This window comes from Brevibacterium metallidurans, from assembly GCF_037101285.1.
Taxonomy (GTDB): Bacteria; Actinomycetota; Actinomycetes; order Actinomycetales; family Brevibacteriaceae; genus Brevibacterium; species Brevibacterium metallidurans.
Genome location: NZ_BAAAAF010000001.1, coordinates 45,575 through 63,751, shown reverse-complemented (window position 1 = coordinate 63,751; position 18,177 = coordinate 45,575). Strand labels below are relative to the sequence as shown.

The following is an 18,177-nucleotide window of genomic DNA, read 5'->3' as shown; positions in this document are numbered from 1 at the left end:
CGATGCGGGCATGGGAACAGGCACCCGCACCGAGAGCACCTCCGCCGCAGTCAGGCCCCCGGGAGGCGCGGATGAGCGGCTTGCGCGCGTGCTGTCGAATCTGCGGATGCGGTCGACGTTCTACAGCCACGCCGAGCTCGGGGACCCGTGGTCGCTCGAGATGCCTGCGATCCCCGATTCGCTGAGCTTCCACGTCCTCATCGCCGGCACGTGCTGGCTCCGGCTGCCGGGGGCCGGATCCACCCGGCCCTCCCTCGTCGAACTCGCCGCCGGTGATCTCGCCCTCGTCCCGCACGGGGCCGGCCATGACCTCCTCAGCGACCCCGATTCCCCGCGCGGACCCCGCGTCGACCTGCTGCCCCAGGACTACCTCAGTGAGAGCTGCTCCAGGCTGCGCTACGGCGGACCGGGGAGGACCACGACGCTCATCTGCGCGATCGTCGCCTTCGACGATCCGGCCGCACGCGAACTCGTGCGGGCCCTTCCGCCCGTCCTCCACGTCAGCGGGGACTCGGTCTCCGTCGCCTCCTCGGTGCGAGAGACCCTGCGCCTCATCGCCGCCGAGCTCGCCCACCCGCAACCGGGCGCGGAGACCGTGGCGACCCGGCTCGCCGACGTCCTCGTCGTCCAGGCGATCCGCTCGTGGATGAACTCCGACGCCGAGGCGAGCGCCGGGTGGCTGCGCTCCCTCCGGGACGAACGCATCGGCCGGGTCATCGAGGCCGTCCACGCACATCCCGGCCACGAGTGGACGCTCGAGCGGCTCGCGAGGGTCGCCGGGATGTCCCGATCCTCGCTGTCCGCGCGGTTCACCGAACTCGTCGGCGAGGCCCCGATCGCGTACCTCACCCGCTGGCGGATGAGCATAGCCGAATCCCGCCTGCGCGAGACCGACGTCACCGCGGCCCGCCTCGCCGGTGAGCTCGGCTACCGTTCGGAGGCCGCGTTCAGCCGCGCCTTCACCCGGCAGGTCGGCCGCTCGCCCGGTTCCGTGCGGAGGGAGAGCGCTGCGCGGAGGACGTGAACCGCCCCCCTCGTGCTGCGAATCCCAGTCGGGCGTTCTCCCGCACGGAATCAACGATCTCCGACAGATGCCCTGTGGACGGCTCACCCCGACCTCCGGGCTGCTCAGCCACGGGACGAGGTCATGGTGACGGCGATGGCCAGTGGCACTGTGGGCAGATAGATGATGACCGGCACCGCGTCGCGCGCCACGACGAGGACCACCACGGACAGTGCCGCCGATGCCAGGCAGCCCCAGCCGGCCCACGTGGTCAGCGACCCGGTGGTCAGGATGTCGGCACCGAACCCGGCGAACGCGGCAGCGATGAGAAACGCCGCGATGTACCATGCTGCCGCGGTCCACGACTGCATGAGAGCGAGCAGCGCCTCCGCTTCAGGAGAGCGATCCGTCGCGACAGACGGCACGATGCTCAACCGTGCCGCGAGGTTGAGCATCCACAACGGCGTCGCCACTCCGAGCAGAATCACTCCCGACAGTCCGAACACGCCACGGCCCTGGGTGAAGAGGAGCGCGCACCCGAGCAGGGACGCGACGGCGCTGATCAGGAACAGGATCACGGTGACCCGCCACAGCGCCGTGTGCTGCGCGACGGTTTCGAGCACGTCACCCTGCCCCCGCCAGACGGGGAAGAACTGCGGGGTCAATGCCGCCGTCCACAGCGCGATGCCCGCGACCCCCAGGCTCGCCGCCGCGATGCCGGCTGCTGCCGTCGGGGCGCTCCCGCTCACGCGTCGGCGCTCCGCCCCGCCGCATCGTCCGGACCGTACAGGGCGGTGAGCTCACGGGTGAGCTGCCGCTCGCCGAACAGCCGGTACATCGCTCTCGCCGGGAGCGGGATCGCCCGCCAGAACTCTGCCCGCTCCTCCTCTGACTCGAACGCGCGCAGCATGTAACCGAGCTGGATCAGCAGCCGGTTCTTCGGAATGCCCGCGATCCCGTGGTCGCGCATCTCGTCCCACTCGGTCTGCGTGAGCAGCGCGGGTGCGTGCTCGGCGACGAAGGCTTCCTCGTCGCCGAGATGCGCCGCCAGCACGGTGTCGACGGCTTCGAGCGCCGCTGCCAGTTCCGCGTTGGCACCGCTGCGGTCCGCCTTCCACCGTGCGTGCGCATTCTTCACATCGGTCAGTCGCCGACCGATGTCGGCATGCTGGGCGCGCATCTGCTCGACGTGCAGGGCGCAGGCCGGGCGGCGCTCGGCGAGGCGATCCCAGAGCGTGAGGTCCTCGCCGTGGTGGTGCCGGTGGAGGGCCTCGGTGATCTCCTTGATGTGTGCGTCGAGCAGCTCATGCCGGGCAGGGTCGTCTCCCGCGGCGGCGACCAGGCCCGGCGCACGGCTGAACGCCGTACGGAGCACCCGATGGATGATGTAGAGGTCGCGGATGTCGCAGCCGGGCGCTGTCGGAGACATCACCGACTCGTCCCATCAGAGTGGTCGAGCCCGGCGACGCAGGCTCCGAGGCGGTCGAGTCCACCGGGCCACACGACGCCCATGAAGAAGTCACGCATCTCGGCGGCGGGGAACCCGGTCTGCTCCACGGTGACGAGCGTGCCCGTTCCGACTCCGGCGGCCGTGTCCCTCGGCTCGAAGGTCATGACGATGTGGCTTTCGAGCACCGGCATGGCCTGTCCGTCGATGATCGACTCGGCGACGAGGTCGCTGACCAGCCTGTACGGGCGGTCGATCTCCCGGTACGTCTGGATATCGTGCACGCGGGTCTGCGGATTCGGTCGGAACCGCGCTTCCCACTGTCCGCCGACACGAAGATCAACGGTCGTCTCCACCTCTCCCTCGTCGGGCCCCAGCATCGACAGCCAGAGTCGCTGCCGCTCGGGGGTCGTGTACGCCGCGAACACCTCGGCCGGGGATCCCGGCAGCTCCCGCTGCATCCGCAGCCCGATCACGTCGTTCTCGAGTTCGGCGTTCATGATGATCGCCCCTTCTTTCCCTCATTCGTGCCGCTCAGGCTGCGGCTGCCGTCGCCCCGATTGCCACAGCGATCGAGCCGAAGAAGACGAGCCCGCCGAAGAGTGCGTGGAACGCCACCTTCGCCGGCATCCTGCCCGCGAAGACATCTCCGATCGCGGCTCCGTAGTCGCGTAGGCCCGGGCGCCGTTCTCCGCGGATGCGCCGGGAACGATGCATCATGAGCACATCGCCGAACGGGATCCCGATGCACAGGACGCCCACCGCTCCCCAGGCCCAGACAGGGTGCCCGGTCGTGACGAACACGGCCCAGGGCACGAGGTAGCCGACCATGAGTGCGGTGTGCGCCACCACCGGGCCGGCTCCCGCACCGCGAGCGTGCCGAACCCACCCGACGAGCAGCTGGACTCCCACGAGCAGCTGCACCACCCAAGCTCCGACCACTGCGTATCCCATACCCGCAATCTACTACGATCGTACTGATTTGTCACTAGAAATCTAGTTGTGTAGGCTCGTGATGTGAACCGCACCCGCCAGCGCGCCCTCGAAGCCGCCACCACCCTTGTCGGTGCGCACGGGGTTCGGGCGCTCACGCACGGCCGCGTCGACACCGCGGCGGGGCTGCCTCCCGGGTCGACCTCCAACCACTTCCGCACCAGGGCTGCTCTGCTCGCTGGGGTCATCGAGTGGATCGCCACCTCCGAACGGGGAGACGCAGGCGCTCCCGATATCCGATCGCACGACGATCTGGTAGGGGCCTTGACCCGCATGATCGAGGTGCAGTCAGGGCCGCTTGCCGGCCGCACCCGAGCACGGTACGCGCTCTTCCTCGAGGCCGACGAGGCGGCGGCCAGGCCGCTGCGCGAGCAGCGGGCCGGGATGGAAGCGTGGATACGCACCATCCTCAGGATTCTCGGCGGTGATGAGGCCGAAGCACGAGCCCCCTTCCTCATGGCGACAGCAGAGGGAATACTGCTTCACCGCATCACCATCGACCCCGATGCGCCCATCGAAGAGAGCATTGCCCGGGCAGTCGACGCGACGCTCGCCCAGCCGTAGCCGCCTCGCCGGCACCCTCGAAGCCCGAGGGTGAGGCAGCACGGCCGCGCACCCTGACGCCCGGCACCGCGCCCGAACCATGCACGAACACCACGGACCACATGCCTCTGTGTTCTCGGGTCCCGCTGACAGCGCCATGTGCGCAGAAGGTGGAACACAACGACTCCACCGACGATGCTGAGCGCGTCTTCGAGCACTCCACACGCGAAAGACCCCCGACCCGGGAAGTTTCATCCCAGGCCAGGGGTCATCTCATTCGTGTGCGCGAGGGGGGACTTGAACCCCCACGACCTTGCGATCACTGGCACCTGAAGCCAGCGCGTCTACCAATTCCGCCACTCGCGCGAACAAGAGAAGACTCTAGCATCGCCGCCCGGCTTTGCGGAAACCCACGACCCCCGCCGGAGCATGATTTCACCTGAATGCAGGCAAGATCACATTCCGCACCAACGCGGTGACCCCGCCGAAGACCCGCTCGCGAGCGTGCGTGCGCTCCGCCGATCCGCACGCGCACCCGCCATCGCGACGTCCCATCCGACCGCAATGATGCACGCGTCCGGCCGCTCCTGCCAGGCTGAACACGCACGGTGAATCCCCGCCGAGGTGGATCCCGCTCGGCCTGCGAACGTGAGTTGAGGCCGCCTCCGCGTTAGGATTGGGTGTTGGTGTACCCGAATCGGCGCCCCGCGTCGGACTCGGTCAAGCCCGCACAGAACCGCAGGACAGACCATGTGCCAGGGTTCCGGCCACCGGCCGAGCACGAGCCCGACCACGACAATGACGGACGAGGACTAAGGAGGTGCCATGGGGATTCTCGATCGCTTCGAGAAGGGACTGGAGAACGTCGTCAACGGCGCCTTCGCGAAGGCCTTCCGCTCTCAGGTCGAACCCGTCGAACTCGGCGGCGCGCTGCGCCGTGAGTCCGACAACAAGGCCGCCGTCGTCTCGCGCGGCCGCACGCTCACGGCCAACCACTACACGATCGAACTCTCGCCCGCCGACTTCGAACGCCTCTCCGGCATCGAATCCGAGCTGCGGGCCGACCTGCGTCAGGTCATCGGCGACCATGCGATCGAGCAGGCCTACAGCTTCGTCGGTCCCGTCTCCGTCGACTTCGCCGAGGCGGACGACCTCGACACCGGCATGTACCGTGTCGTCTCCTCGACGCAGCGCCCCGACGGCTCTCCGGCCGCGCAGCCGGCCAACCGCGGCGGCTACGACCCGGTCTCCCGCTCCCACAGCATCGTCGAACCGGCCCCGAGCTCCGGCTCGCGCCCCGTCGCCGCACCGCGACGCACCCCGGAACCGGCCCGCGCCTCGACCCCGATCCGTCCCGCGGCCCCCGCCCGACCCCGCACGATCGAGGCGAGTGTGACGATCCACGGGCAGACCTACCCGCTGCGGCAGGGCTCGAACGTCTTCGGCCGCTCCTCGAACAGCTCGGACTTCGTCATCGACGACCCCGGCGTCTCCCGTCGGCACTTCGAGATCGTCGTCGAAGGCGACCATGCGATCGCGAACGACCTCGGCTCGACCAACGGCACGCTGCTCCATGGACGCAAGCTCACCTCGGCCAACCTCGGCAACGGCGACGTGCTCACGGCCGGCGACGCCGAAGTGCGCTACACCGAACAGGACTCTCTGTGAGCGAATTCACCGTCACCGTCTTCCGGTTCGCCTTCTTCGTCATCCTCTGGCTCTTCGTCTTCGGCGTGGCAGGCGTGCTCAGACGCGACATCTTCGGCGCCAAGCGCGGACCCCGCAAGTCCCGCAAGGCCAAGGCGGCCAAGGACTCCGGCAGGCAGCAGGCCCCGGCTCCCAGCCGACCTGCACCGGCCCCCACCCCGACCCCGGCGCCGATCCCGCGCGCCAATCCCGGATCGATCCGGGTGACCGTGGGACCGCTCGCCGGCACCTCGCTCATCCTCTCCGGGGCTCCCGTGACCTTCGGCCGGGCCCCGGACAACACGATCGTCATCAACGACGACTTCGCGTCGAGCCATCATGCCCGGATCATCGCCCGCGGCGGCGCCTGGGTGCTCGAGGACCTCAGCTCGACGAACGGCACCTTCGTCGACGGTTCGCGGATCACCGCCCCGGTCGACCTCGGCATCGGCAACCAGATCACCATCGGACATACGACGTTGGAGACCCAATCGTGACGACCGACGGAACGATCACCCTCCGCTCCGCCGCTCGGTCGCACACCGGGCTCGTGCGCAAGAACAACCAGGACTCCGGGTACGCGGGTCCCAACTTCCTCCTCATCGCCGACGGCATGGGCGGACACGCCGGCGGCGACGTCGCCTCGGCGATCACCGTGGCCCGCCTGGCCGAACTCGATGAGAACATCGCCGGCGACGATGCCCTCGAACTCCTCCGCGCCTCGATCCTCGACGCCAACGACCGCATCTGCCGCGGCGTGGCCGAACAGCCCGAACTCGCCGGCATGGGCACGACCGTCACCGCCCTGCTGCGCGCCCCGGGCAACCGCTTCGCCCTCGCCCACATCGGCGACTCCCGCGGCTACGTGCTCCGCGACGGCGAACTCCACCCCGTCACCCACGACCACACCTTCGTCCAGATGCTCGTCGACGAAGGCCGCATCACCGCCGATGAGGCCGACACCCACCCGCAGCGCTCCGTGGTCATGAAGGTCCTCGGCGACGTCGGCACCTCGCCCGACCTCGACCTGTCCCTGCGCGAGGCCTACGTCGGCGACCGGTGGATGCTCTGCTCCGACGGTCTCACCGGGTTCGCCGACATCGGCGACATCACCCGGGTCCTCGCCGAGGTGGCCGACCCCGACGAGGCGTGCCGCCAGCTCATCGACCTGGCTCTGGCCGGCGGGGGCGCGGACAACGTCACCGTCGTCATCGGCGACGTCATCGCAGGCGAGGTCGACGTGCCGCAGGGCATCTCCGTCGGTTCGGTCCACGTCAACCCCCAGTACGCGACGATCGGCACCCGCCCCGAGGGTGAAGCTCCGACCGCGCAGCACGACTTCGCGAGCACCGACGTCCCCACCGACACCGTGCCCCTGCAGACCGTCACCGACGGCTCTGCCTCGGCCGAGTCCGGGCAGGAGCCCACCGCGGAGATGCCGGCGGGGTCCCTGCGCACCGCCGTGGACACCGAGGACGAGCCGGTGGGCGAGGACGACCTCGACGGCGAGGAGGAGAAGGAGAAGCGCTCCTACCTCGGTTGGATCATCGCCGCCCTCGTCGTCATCGCACTGGCCGTGGGCGGCTTCTTCGCCTTCAACTACATCAACAACCACTACTACCTCACGAGCGACAACGGGCGGGTCGCCCTCTACCGGGGCCTCGACACGACGCTCGGACCCATCGAACTCAGCCGCCTCGAGGACACCACGGACATCCAGGTCGAGGCGCTCAATGCGTTCTCGCAGGACCGTCTGCGCGGGTCGATCCAGGCCGACTCCCGGGAGGAGGCCGACCGGATCATCGACAACCTCCGGCAGGAGGCCGAGAACTCCGGGACCGTCTCCGGCAACGCCGAGGACGCGACGAACCCGAGCGACCCGGCGCCGTCGCCGCCGGGCGGGCAGAGCGCGGAGCCCAGCGACGCGATCACCCAGGAGTCGCAGTGATGTCGGACTCCGTCTCCCAGGCAGCCCGGCCCAGGCCCTACCGCCTGGCCGAGCTCGGTCTGCTCATCCTCGCGATCGCCGCCTCCTCGAGCGCCTACGCCCTCGTCGGCCTCGGCGTCGACGATGCGATCCCCGACGACACCGTCCAGTACATGGCGTGGCTGACGGCCCTGGCCCTCATCGTCCACGTCGTCGTGTGGTGGAAGGCGAAGTACGCCGACCCCGTGCTCGTGCCCATCGCCGTACTCCTCAACGGCATCGGCCTGGCGATGATCCACCGCGTCGACCTCGGCCGCGTCGAGTTCAAGAACAGCGCGACCCAGCAGCTCATCTGGATGACCCTCGGAGTGGCACTCGCCGTCCTCGTCCTCGTCCTGCTGCGCGACCACCGGTGGCTGCGCCGTTACACGTACGTCTCCGGCTTCCTCGCCCTCTTCTTCCTCCTCCTGCCGCTCGTGCCCGGTCTCGGCCGCACGATCAACGGCGCCCGCATCTGGATCGGCATCGGACCGCTGTCCTTCCAGCCCGGTGAGATCGCGAAGATCCTCCTCGCGATCTTCTTCGCCGGCTACCTCGTGAGCTTCCGCGACCAGCTCGTCCTCGCGGGACCGAAGATCCTCGGCATCCGCTTCCCGCGTCTGCGCGACTTCGGGCCGATCATCATCGCGTGGGTCGCCAGCGTCGGCATCCTCGTCTTCGAACGCGACCTCGGCACCTCCCTGCTCTTCTTCGGCCTCTTCGTCGCGATGCTCTACGTCGCGACCTCGAAGGTCTCGTGGATCATCATCGGACTGAGCTTCTTCGCCGTCGGCGCCGTCATCGCAACCCTCATGTTCTCCCACGTCCAGCAGCGCATCGACGGCTGGTTGGGCGCGCTCACCCCGGAGGAGTTCAACAAGACCCCGGGCGGCTCCTACCAGCTCGTCCAGGGACTCTTCGGCATGGCCAACGGCGGCCTCGTCGGCACAGGTCTGGGCGAGGGCCGGCCGAACATGGTCCCCTACGCGGAGTCCGACTTCATCTTCGCGAGCCTCGGCGAGGAGCTCGGCATGGCCGGCCTCTTCGTCATCCTGCTCTGCTACCTCCTCATCTTCGAACGCGGCATCCGCACCGCGCAGAAGCTGCGCGACGGCTTCGGCACCCTGCTCGCCGCGGGTCTGTCGTTCACGATCGCCCTTCAGGTCTTCGTCGTCGTCGGCGGCGTCACCCGCCTCATCCCGGTCACGGGTCTGACCACGCCGTTCCTCGCCCAAGGCGGGTCGTCCCTGGTCGCGAACTGGGTGATCATCGCTCTGCTCCTGCGCATGTCCGACAATGCCCGCCGCCCCGTCGAGGAGTTCCACACCGGAGTCCTGCGGATCACGGAGGACGCCACGTCCGCCTCGGCGAAGAAGCGCAGCACCGACGATGACATGGACGATTCCCCCGCCGAGGCGGTTCCCGGATCCGTGGACTCCGACGAGGCGGTCACGACGAACCTCAGCACGCGCGGATCCGGCGACTCGGGCCAGGGAGGTCAGCGATGAAGAAGTCACTCACGCACATCGGCGTCGTCGGATTCGTCATGTTCGCCCTCCTCTTCGCCTCGACGAGCTGGGTGCAGTTCGTCACCGCGGACTCGCTCAACGCCAACCCGCTGAATACGCGCCAGATCCTCGACCAGCTCTCCCGCGACCGCGGGCCGATCCTCGTCGACGGCACCCCGATCGCGTACTCCGTGCCGGTCGACGACAAGTACAAGTACCAGCGCAAATACGGCTCCGACGGCCTCGATCCGCGGGCGTATGCGTCGATGACCGGCTACTATTCGATCGTCTCGGGCGCCTCGGGCATGGAACGCGCCGCCGGCGAGTACCTCTCCGGTGAGTCGGATGCGCTGTTCTACGACAAGGTCGGCAGCTTCTTCACCGGCGAACAGCCGCGCGGTGCCGCCGTCGAGCTCACCGTCGATCCGAAGGTCCAGGAAGCCGCCTGGAAGGGCCTGGGCAACCAGAACGGTGCGGCCGTGGCCCTCGACCCGAAGACGGGCAAGATCCTCGCGATGGCCTCCACCCCGGGCTGGAACCCCAACCCGATCGCCAGCCACGACTCGAAGGAGGCCAGGGCGGCGTTCGAGAAGCTCGACAACGCCCCGGACAACCCGGCCTACAACCGGGCGATCGGCGGCAACCTCTACCCGCCGGGATCGACGTTCAAGGTCCTCGTCGCCGCCGCGGCCCTCGAATCGGGCAACTACACCCCGGATTCGCGCCTCAACGGTCCCGCCACCCTCGACCTGCCGCAGACGACGGCGACGATCAGCAACTCCCATGCCGGCGCCTGCCGGGGCGGGGGCAAGCCGACGCTCGCGCAGTCCCTCGCGGAGTCGTGCAACACCTCGTTCGCCTCTCTCGGCATGGACCTCGGGGAAGAGGCGATCGCCGAGCAGGCGAAGAAGTTCGGCTTCGGGCAGGACCTCACAATCCCGCTCACGGTCACCCCGTCGACGTTCCCCTCGGGTCTCAACCCGCCGCAGCTCGCGCAGTCCTCCCTCGGTCAGTACGAGGTCCGGTCGACGCCGATGCAGATGGCGATGATGACCGCGGGCATCGCCAACGGCGGCTCGATGATGAAGCCCGAGCTCGTCAACCGGGTCCTCAACGCCGATACCCTCGAGCCGATCACCGAGACCCGCCCGAAGGAGCTCTCCCGCCCCGTCTCGGGTCAGACGGCCGAGCAGCTCAATACGATGATGCAGGGCGTCGTCACCGACGGCACCGCCTCGGTGGCGAAGATCCCCGGCGTCAAGGTCGCGGCGAAGACGGGCACCGCCCAGCACCAGAAGGGTGCCGCGCCGCATGCCTGGTTCATCTCTTTCGCCCCCGCCGACGATCCGAAGATCGCCGTCGCGGTCGTCGTCGAGAACGGCGGAAACGCGGGCAACGAAGCATACGGTGCGACGGTCGCGGGACCGATCGCCAAGGACATGATGGAAGCGGTGGTCGACAAATGAGGCCGAGCGAAGGCACGCAGCTGGGCAACCGGTACACCCTGACCTCACGCATCGCCGTGGGCGGCATGGGCGAGGTCTGGAAGGGCGTCGACTCCGTCCTCGGCCGCGAGGTCGCGGCGAAGATCCTCAAGGAGGAGTACCTCTCCGACTCGACGTTCCTCGCCCGCTTCCGCGCCGAGGCGCAGAACATGGGCCGCGTCTCCGACCCGGGCATCGCCGGGGTCTACGACTACGGCGACGAGCAGGGTTCGCCCTACCTCGTCATGGAGTACGTGCCCGGTGAGCCGCTGTCGACGATCATCGAACGCAGCGCCCCGCTGTCCGAGACGGACACTCTGAGCATCGTCGCGCAGGCCGCGCAGGCGCTCGGCGCCGCCCACAAGGCCGGTGTCGTCCACCGCGACATCAAGCCCGGCAACATCCTCATGACCCCGGACTTCCGGGTGAAGATCACCGACTTCGGCATCGCCCGCGTCACCGATCAGGCGCCGCTGACGAAGACCGGCCAGGTCATGGGCACCGCGCAGTACCTCGCCCCCGAACAGGCCACCGGCAAGGGCTCGGGTCCCGGTTCCGACCTCTATGCGCTCGGCATCATCGCCTACGAGGCACTGGCCGGCCAGCGTCCCTTCACCGGGGACTCGCAGGTCTCGATCGCGATCGCCCAGGTCAATCAGCAGCACCCGCCCCTGCCGACGACGGTGTCCGAACCGGTCCGCCGCTTCGTCGACTCCCTGCTCGAGAAGAAGCCCGAACGCCGCCCCGACGATGCGATGGCCGTGTCGAAGGCCGCCGAGGCGATCGCCGCCGGTGACATCGCCGGCGCCGAGGCGATCCTGCCGCAGATGAGGCACGGCAACGCCGCCTCGGAGGCGCTCACGCAGGTCTTCAGCGAACCCGAACCCGTGCCCTCGACGCAGGTCCTGCCGACCACCTCGAGCAACGACGCCACCCGTGTCTACAGTGCCGACGGGCCGGGCGGCCCGGGCGGACCGGTGACCGGGTACAACGGCGCCGTCGACGGCGACGACCCCGATGGGCAGGCCGAGGAGAAGCAGTCGAAGAAGGGCAAAATCCTCATCTGGGTCCTAGCGATCCTCGCTCTCATCGCCGTCGGCGCCCTGCTGTGGTTCTTCCTCGGCGGGCGCGGGGAACCGACCCCGACACCGAGCACGAGCGCCCCGACGACGTCCCAGGCACCCGCCGAGGTCGAGATCGATGCCAGCGACTACATCGGCCAGTCCGAATCCTCGGCGACACAGAACCTCGAGGACAAGGGCCTCAAGGTCAAGACGGAGACGATCGACTCGTCCCGGGCCGCGGGCACCGTCGCCGACGTCGGCGAAGCACCCGGCGGCGGATACACGTTCACCGAGGGAGACACCGTCACCCTCTACATCTCCGCCGGCCGGCAGGAGCAGCCCGCCCCGCGACCGACGCGGACCTCGGGCTCGAACTCCGGGTCCGATTCGAGCTCGAACTCGAACTCCGGTTCTGATTCAGGCTCGAACAGCGGCTCGAACTCCGGGTCGAACTCAGGCTCGGGCAGCAGTTCGAACTCGAATTCGAACTCCAACTCGAACTCGGGCTCCGGTTCGGGCTCGGGCAGCGGGTCGGGCAGCGACTCCAACTCGAACTCCGGCAACAGCTCGAACGCGAATTCCAACGCGAACTCGGACTCCGGCTCGAACTCGGGATCGGGCAGCGACGGCAACTCGAGCCAGGGCGGCAACGACGGCCAGAACACTGATTCGTCGAGCGACGCCGGGTGACAATGACGACCAGGAAACACGCCCCTGCAGGGGTGACATACGCGGAGGATGCAGATGAGTGAGCCCAAGGTCCTGTCGGAGAGGTACGAAGTCCGTACCCTCCTCGGCCGTGGGGGCATGGCGGAAGTCCACGAGGGCGTCGACACCCGCCTGGGTCGGCGCATCGCGATCAAGCTTCTGCGCTCCGATCTCGCGCGCGACCCCTCCTTCCACACCCGCCTCAAGCGGGAGGCGCAGTCCGCCGCGGGTCTCAACCATCCCGGCATCGTCGCCGTCTACGACTCCGGAGAGGAGGAGTTCGTCGAATCCGGCGGCTCCAGCGTGTCCGTGCCGTTCATCGTCATGGAGTACGTCGAGGGCCAGACCCTGCGCGAGGTGCTCAACGAGCACGGGACGCTCACCGTCGACGAGGCGCTCAACGTCGTCGCCGGAGTCCTCGCCCCGCTCGAGTACTCCCATCGCAACGGCATCGTCCACCGCGACATCAAACCCGCCAACGTCATGCTCACCCCCGACGGCGACATCAAGGTCATGGACTTCGGGATCGCCCGGGCGCTCAAGGACAACAGCGGGCTGACCCAGACGCAGTCCGTCGTCGGCACCGCCCAGTACCTCTCCCCCGAGCAGGCGCGCGGCGAGGTCGTCGACGCCCGCTCCGACCTCTACTCGACCGCGTGCCTGCTCTACGAGTTGCTCGCCGGTCGTCCCCCGTTCGTCGGGGACTCCCAGCTCGCGGTGGCCTACCAGCATGTCGGGGAGACTCCGCAGCCGCCGAGCTTCTACAACCCGAACATCCCGCCCGAGGTCGACCGCCTCGTCCTCCACGCCCTCCAGAAGGACCGGGACGACCGCTACCAGGACGCGTACACCTTCCGGGAGGACGTGCTCGCCGCCCGTGACGGCAGGCCTCTGAGCATCGACGGCGACAACGATCGCACGCAGGTCCTCGCCGCCGCCGGCGGTGCGGGCATGATGGGACCGCCCACCGCCACTCAGGCCTACCCGCTCGATGCCGAACCGGCTCCCGAGACGGGGCCGATGTCCTCGATCATGAACCGGCAGGAGGAGCAGCCGCCGAAGAAGCGGTCGAAGGCGTGGATCTGGATCGGCAGCATCTTCGTCCTCCTCGCACTCGCGGCACTCGCCCTGTGGGTCTACGAGATCAACAAACCCGAACCCATCGTCCAGGTCCAGGTCGCCGACGTCGCAGGCATGGACGCCGACCAGGCCGAATCACAGCTGCGGAACCAGAAGTTCCAGGTCACCCGCGACGAGCAGTACAGCACCGAGGTCGACGAGGGCAAGGCGATCTCCACTGACCCCGCCGCCGGGCAGTCGATCCCGGAGAACAGCACCGTGAAACTCGTCGTCTCCCTCGGCCCCGAGAGCGTGACGATCCCGGAGGTCTCCGGCAAGACCGAGCAGGAGGCAAGGCAGCTGATCAAGGACGCCAAACTCCAGGCCGGTTCGACGATCACCCAGACCTCACCGGATGTGAAGAAGGGCGTCGTCATCGAGACGAAGCCCGGTGAGGGCGAGAAGGTCGATGTCGATTCGAACGTCGACATCGTCGTCTCCTCCGGCACCGTCGAGGTTCCCGATGTCACGGGGCAGACGAAGGACGAGGCCTGCAAGACCCTGCAGGGCGACGACTACAAACTCGGCTGCAAGGTCGAGGAGGTCGAGACCGCCGACCAGGAGGAGGGCAAGGTCTACGATCAGTCGATCCCCGGAGGCACCGAGGTGGCGCAGGGATCGGAGATCACCGTGACCGTGGCGAAGAAGCCGCCGGAGCCCACACCGACGATCCCGTCGGTCCCCGGCGGCATCCCCACCTCACCCCCCGGCGACAATGGCAACAACGGCGGCGGCGGCAACGGCGGTGGGACGGACGCCGACGGAGCCGTGGGCGGCGGGGACTCGTGGTTCGACGGCTGGGCCGACCCCCGCGGACGCGGCAACGGCAACGGGGACTGACCCGGCCCTGACTGACCCGGCCCTGACTGACCCGGCCCTGACTGACCCGGCACTGACTGAGCCGGCCGGGCCGCGGTCGGGTCTCAGCCCAGGCTGACGTAGAGGTCGGTGCGCAGGTCCGCCGGGTCCATCTCCGGGTTCGGTTCGGTCACGTAGACCTCGAAGAACGGCAGGTCCGGATGGTGGCCGGCGGCCACGAGCGCCTGCATGTGCGCATTCCACGCCTCGCCGAGGCCGTCGTAGCCGCCCTGGTAGGACACGGCCCCGATCGATCCGCCCGGCAGTTCCGAGGGGATCGCGGTGAGGTCGTCTCCGAGCTCGAGCGCCTGGCTCAGACCCGCGGAGACGGGGATGCCGACCTGGATGTCGACGGTGTCCGTGGGCTGGCGCGTGTAGAGGGAGAACGCGGGACCCGTGGGTTCCACCTCGGCGGCGGCCAGGGCGGGGAAGAGACCGGAGAACACGGAGTCGAAGAGCTGCGGCAGCTCTGCCATCGGATAGTTCTGGGCTTCGACGACGACCGTGGGCACGGGTTGGGCTTCGAAGACCGTGAGTTCGCTGTAGGGCTCGGTGGGGAAGTAGCTCGGCTCTGACATGGGTTGTCCTCTCCCTGACGCGGGTGACGATGCGATCCTGTGTGGAACCGATCCTAAGCGCTGCCCGGGTGCCGCGGAAGCGCCTGCCCGCAGATCCGACTACTCGGTGATCGCGGTGGCCAGCGGCGACATCGCCTGCGCCCGGGCGGCGGCACCGCTCAGCCCGCAGACCTCGAGCCAGTTGCCGAGCATGAGGTACCCGGACTCGGTGAGCACGGACTCGGGGTGGAACTGGACGCCGTAGAGAGGTGCGCTGCGGTGCTCGATGGCCATGACGACGCCGTCCGCGGTGCGGGCGGTCACGGCGAAGGTGTCGAGGTCGATCGTCTCGTCGACGATCGCCAGCGAATGGTAGCGGGTCACCGTCAGCGGTGACGGGCAGCCTGCGAAGATGCCCGCCCCGTCGTGGGTGATGACGGAGGTCTTGCCGTGCATGAGCACCGGCGAATGCGTGACGGTCGCCCCGAACACCTCGCCGAGGGCCTGATGGCCCAGGCACACGCCGAACAGGGGCGTCGCCGTGTCCGCGGCCCAGCGGATGAGGTCGGGGCACACACCGGATTCGGCGGGAACCCCGGGTCCCGGGGAGAGCAGGATCCCGTCGTAGCCGCTCGCCAGCCCGGCGACCGCCTCGGCGGACACATCGTCGTTGCGGATGACGTCGACCTCGGCGCCGAGCTCACGGACGTAGGAGACGAGGGTGTAGACGAAGCTGTCGTAGTTGTCGACGACGAGGATCGTCGTCATCACGCGCCCTCGTCGGTGACGGTCGCGTTGTTGAACGGCATGTAGGGGGCGACGGCCGGGAAGACGTACTGCATGAGCAGGAGGATGACCGCGGCGATGAGGATGAGGGCGAGGACGAGTTTGACGAACCACGGTCCCGGCAGGAGTCGCCAGATGAGCGCGTACATATCAGGCACCACCGTTCTTGCTGACTTTGTCGTAGGCCTTCGAGTCCTTGATCGCCTCCGGCGGGCCGTCGGCGGCGGGACGCCATTCGGTGAGCTCGGCGTAGGCGATGTAGCGTTCGCGCGCGGAGAACATCGGGTTGCAGGCCGTGAGCGTGAGGATCCGATCCTTGCCTTTGTACTCCGGCTGGTCGGGCACGGGGGCGAGGACTTCGACGGCGTCGGGGAGGATGATGTCGAAGTTGCGGAACGTGTACGTGTAGAAGCCGTCCTTGGTCTGGACGACGATCTCGTCTCCGGGCTGGAGCTTCGCGATCTGGTTGAACGGCTTGCCGTAGGTGACGCGGTGGCCGGCGACGGAGAAGTTGCCGACCTCCCCGGGCATCGCCGAGTTCGGGTAGCGGCCCACGCCCATCCGGTTGAGGACGGGTTCGAGGTCGACGCCCTCGGCCAGGGTGCGGTAGTAGTCGTCGCCGAAGCGCGGGATGTAGAAGATCCCGAACGCCGTGTTCTTCTCCACCGGTTCGGCGACCACGGGTTCCTTGGGGTCGGCGGGCAGCTTGTTCGGGTCCTGGTTCGCCCAGTCCTTCGTCAGCTGGTCCGCGAGCACCTCGTTGTCGCGGTTGGCTTCGATGTCCGTCCACCACAGCTGCCACACGACGAAGAGGATGAGGACGAGGCCTGCGGTGATGCAGAGTTCGCCGAAGGTGCGGATCGTGCCCCGGATCGGTCCCAGCGGCTGGCGCTGCGGCTTCGGCTTCCTGCCACCGCCGTTGCCGCGTCCTCCGTTCCCTCCTCCGCCGAGGTGGGGGTCGGATTCCGCTGCTGCGGGCTGTGCCGCTGTGGCCGGGGCCGAGGCGTACTGCGCAGACGTGTACTGGGGCTGTGCCGAGGCGTATTGGGGCGCTGTGTTCTGGGCGGTGCTGTATTGGGGCGCGGTGTACTGGTCGGCCGTGTACTGACCTGCGGCAACACCTGCGCCGGCGGCAGCACCTGCACCTGCGTACGGGGCCTGCTGGAGGGGCAGCGCCTCGGTGGGAGCGCCGGAATCGTCAGGTGCATCGGAGTACGAGGGCGCGCCACCGGAGGCTTCGGCTTCGCGGCGGCGCAGTTCGCGACGGCTCGGCAGCGGCTCGTCGAAACTGCGGGAGGCCTGCTGGGTGTGCAGGGGCTCGGTGACGGGTCCTGAGTCGGTCGGCTGCGGGGCGGGCTGGCGTCTCTGCGCAGCGCGAATGGTGGGTCTCGAAGACGATTCGTTACCCGAGGAGGAACTGTTCACCACTTCTGCACCGTGCCTATGACTAATCCGGGACTCGACCAGTGATCGAGCGGGGACATCCGAAGAGAACTTTATCGCATGAGAATGAGAGCGGAGCGTGTTCCCAGCTCACTCTGAGACGCCTTCATGAGAGCCTGTGGTCCGTCATGCGGTTTTTCGCGCATGCTGGCCTCCCGAGTAGACTGGGGGCGATCGTCCCCGACCAAAGCATCGGCGGCCCATTCGGGTTCGCCGTCGAAGGAGTTCTCGTGGCCAAGTCCAACGGACGGACCTCGCGCCCTCAGCGCACCTCGCGCAATGCGGCGAAAGCCCAGTCGACGACCGCGAAGTCGACGACCGAGGATTCTGCCGTCGTCGAGGAGACCGACATCGAGATCACCGAGGTCGAGGTCGATGCCGACGGGACCACGACCGTCGAGGAGACCGACATCGTAGTCACCGAGGTCGAGGACGCCGACGAGAACCCCGACGACCCAGCGGACGACGACGAGAAGACCACCGCTGCCGCGAAGGCGAAGACCGCCTCGGCGAAGGCGAAGTCCGAAGACACGGACGAGGACGACGTCGACGCAGACGACGCCGACGAGAAGCCGACGAAGGCGAAGACCGAGTCCGCGAAGACCGGGTCTGCGAAGTCGGCGAAGAAGGACTCGAAGAAGGCGGTGGCGAAGCGCACCTCGCGTTCGGGCAACCCGGCCAAGCGCTCGCAGGGCCGCAAGACGGCCAGCTACACCTCCGAGGCCGGTCAGCAGACGATCAAGCCGAACCCGCGCTGGTTCCTGCCCGTCCTCCTCGGCCTCCTCATCGTCGGCCTCATCTGGCTCGTGGTGTTCTACCTGACCCAGGGCGCGTTCCCCGTCGAAGCATGGGGCAACTGGAACATCCTCATCGGCTTCGCGTTCTTCGTCGCCGGTCTCATCATGTCCACCCGCTGGCGGTAGATCACCCCACCGCGACGTCGGGGCACATCACCCCGCCGCGTATCCCCGAAACCCGCAGCATCCGAAACCCTCCGCTGCCCGGTTCCCAC

General features: G+C 68.4%; 18 protein-coding genes and 1 tRNA gene. 10 read left to right on the top strand and 9 right to left on the bottom strand.

Features of this window, described 5'->3' with window-relative positions:
• Positions 1 to 10 precede the first annotated feature (10 nt).
• Positions 11 to 1,024, top strand: coding sequence for an AraC family transcriptional regulator (locus AACX88_RS00290; protein ID WP_259786697.1), 1,014 nt, complete (start codon positions 11 to 13; stop codon positions 1,022 to 1,024).
• Between the two features lie 104 nt (positions 1,025 to 1,128).
• Here AACX88_RS00290 and AACX88_RS00285 read toward each other — a convergent pair whose 3' ends face one another.
• Genes AACX88_RS00285 through AACX88_RS00270 form a run of 4 tightly spaced genes read right to left on the bottom strand, consistent with a single transcriptional unit; the run spans position 1,129 to position 3,404 of the window.
• Positions 1,129 to 1,752: a hypothetical protein gene (locus AACX88_RS00285; RefSeq protein WP_259786699.1), complete on the bottom strand. Its 624-nt coding sequence runs from the start codon at positions 1,750 to 1,752 to the stop codon at positions 1,129 to 1,131.
• Positions 1,749 to 2,432: a hemerythrin domain-containing protein gene (locus tag AACX88_RS00280; protein ID WP_259786700.1), complete on the bottom strand. Its 684-nt coding sequence runs from the start codon at positions 2,430 to 2,432 to the stop codon at positions 1,749 to 1,751. The genes AACX88_RS00285 and AACX88_RS00280 overlap by 4 nt, the downstream gene beginning before the upstream one ends.
• Positions 2,432 to 2,950 (bottom strand): SRPBCC family protein, encoded by a 519-nt coding sequence (locus tag AACX88_RS00275; protein WP_259786702.1) that lies wholly within the window; start codon positions 2,948 to 2,950, stop codon positions 2,432 to 2,434. The genes AACX88_RS00280 and AACX88_RS00275 overlap by 1 nt, the downstream gene beginning before the upstream one ends.
• A 34-nt stretch (positions 2,951 to 2,984) precedes the next feature.
• Positions 2,985 to 3,404, bottom strand: a complete 420-nt coding sequence (locus AACX88_RS00270) for a hypothetical protein (RefSeq protein WP_259786703.1) — start codon at positions 3,402 to 3,404, stop codon at positions 2,985 to 2,987.
• A 63-nt stretch (positions 3,405 to 3,467) separates the two neighbouring features.
• On the opposite strand from AACX88_RS00270, the gene AACX88_RS00265 reads away from it, so the two are divergent.
• Positions 3,468 to 4,007 (top strand): TetR/AcrR family transcriptional regulator, encoded by a 540-nt coding sequence (locus AACX88_RS00265; protein ID WP_259786705.1) that lies wholly within the window; start codon positions 3,468 to 3,470, stop codon positions 4,005 to 4,007.
• 261 nt (positions 4,008 to 4,268) lie between these two features.
• Here AACX88_RS00265 and AACX88_RS00260 read toward each other — a convergent pair.
• A tRNA-Leu gene (locus AACX88_RS00260) sits at positions 4,269 to 4,352 on the bottom strand.
• Positions 4,353 to 4,811: 459 nt separating this feature from the next.
• Here AACX88_RS00260 and AACX88_RS00255 point away from each other — a divergent pair.
• The 7 genes from AACX88_RS00255 to pknB are packed head-to-tail and all read left to right on the top strand — an operon-like array spanning position 4,812 to position 14,361.
• Positions 4,812 to 5,654, top strand: a complete 843-nt coding sequence (locus tag AACX88_RS00255; protein WP_259786707.1) for a DUF3662 and FHA domain-containing protein — start codon at positions 4,812 to 4,814, stop codon at positions 5,652 to 5,654.
• Positions 5,651 to 6,169, top strand: a complete 519-nt coding sequence (locus tag AACX88_RS00250) for an FHA domain-containing protein FhaB/FipA (RefSeq protein ID WP_259863245.1) — start codon at positions 5,651 to 5,653, stop codon at positions 6,167 to 6,169. Before AACX88_RS00255 ends, AACX88_RS00250 begins: the two co-directional genes overlap by 4 nt.
• Positions 6,166 to 7,620, top strand: coding sequence for a protein phosphatase 2C domain-containing protein (locus tag AACX88_RS00245; RefSeq protein ID WP_339391109.1), 1,455 nt, complete (start codon positions 6,166 to 6,168; stop codon positions 7,618 to 7,620). The genes AACX88_RS00250 and AACX88_RS00245 overlap by 4 nt, the downstream gene beginning before the upstream one ends.
• A complete protein-coding gene (locus tag AACX88_RS00240) occupies positions 7,620 to 9,146 on the top strand; it encodes an FtsW/RodA/SpoVE family cell cycle protein (protein ID WP_339391108.1) in 1,527 nt (508 codons plus the stop codon). The genes AACX88_RS00245 and AACX88_RS00240 overlap by 1 nt, the downstream gene beginning before the upstream one ends.
• Complete coding sequence (locus AACX88_RS00235) at positions 9,143 to 10,612, top strand: peptidoglycan D,D-transpeptidase FtsI family protein (RefSeq protein WP_339391107.1); 1,470 nt, start codon at positions 9,143 to 9,145, stop codon at positions 10,610 to 10,612. The genes AACX88_RS00240 and AACX88_RS00235 overlap by 4 nt, the downstream gene beginning before the upstream one ends.
• Entirely contained in the window at positions 10,609 to 12,384 is a 1,776-nt protein-coding gene (locus AACX88_RS00230; protein WP_339391106.1) for a protein kinase domain-containing protein, read from the top strand. Before AACX88_RS00235 ends, AACX88_RS00230 begins: the two co-directional genes overlap by 4 nt.
• 54 nt (positions 12,385 to 12,438) lie before the next feature.
• Positions 12,439 to 14,361, top strand: coding sequence for a Stk1 family PASTA domain-containing Ser/Thr kinase (gene pknB / locus AACX88_RS00225; protein WP_339391105.1), 1,923 nt, complete (start codon positions 12,439 to 12,441; stop codon positions 14,359 to 14,361).
• An 83-nt stretch (positions 14,362 to 14,444) separates the two neighbouring features.
• Here pknB and AACX88_RS00220 read toward each other — a convergent pair whose 3' ends face one another.
• From AACX88_RS00220 to AACX88_RS00205, 4 genes are all read right to left on the bottom strand, one after another.
• Entirely contained in the window at positions 14,445 to 14,957 is a 513-nt protein-coding gene (locus AACX88_RS00220) for a GyrI-like domain-containing protein (protein WP_339391104.1), read from the bottom strand.
• 99 nt (positions 14,958 to 15,056) lie between these two features.
• Complete coding sequence (locus tag AACX88_RS00215; protein ID WP_339391103.1) at positions 15,057 to 15,704, bottom strand: anthranilate synthase component II; 648 nt, start codon at positions 15,702 to 15,704, stop codon at positions 15,057 to 15,059.
• Positions 15,704 to 15,871 (bottom strand): hypothetical protein, encoded by a 168-nt coding sequence (locus tag AACX88_RS00210; RefSeq protein ID WP_339391102.1) that lies wholly within the window; start codon positions 15,869 to 15,871, stop codon positions 15,704 to 15,706. Before AACX88_RS00210 ends, AACX88_RS00215 begins: the two co-directional genes overlap by 1 nt.
• Position 15,872: 1 nt before the next feature.
• A complete protein-coding gene (locus AACX88_RS00205) occupies positions 15,873 to 17,150 on the bottom strand; it encodes a class E sortase (protein WP_339391101.1) in 1,278 nt (425 codons plus the stop codon).
• A 245-nt stretch (positions 17,151 to 17,395) separates the two neighbouring features.
• Between AACX88_RS00205 and AACX88_RS00200 the strand changes: the two genes are divergently transcribed.
• Positions 17,396 to 18,088 (top strand): cell division protein CrgA, encoded by a 693-nt coding sequence (locus tag AACX88_RS00200; protein ID WP_339391100.1) that lies wholly within the window; start codon positions 17,396 to 17,398, stop codon positions 18,086 to 18,088.
• Positions 18,089 to 18,177 lie beyond the last annotated feature (89 nt).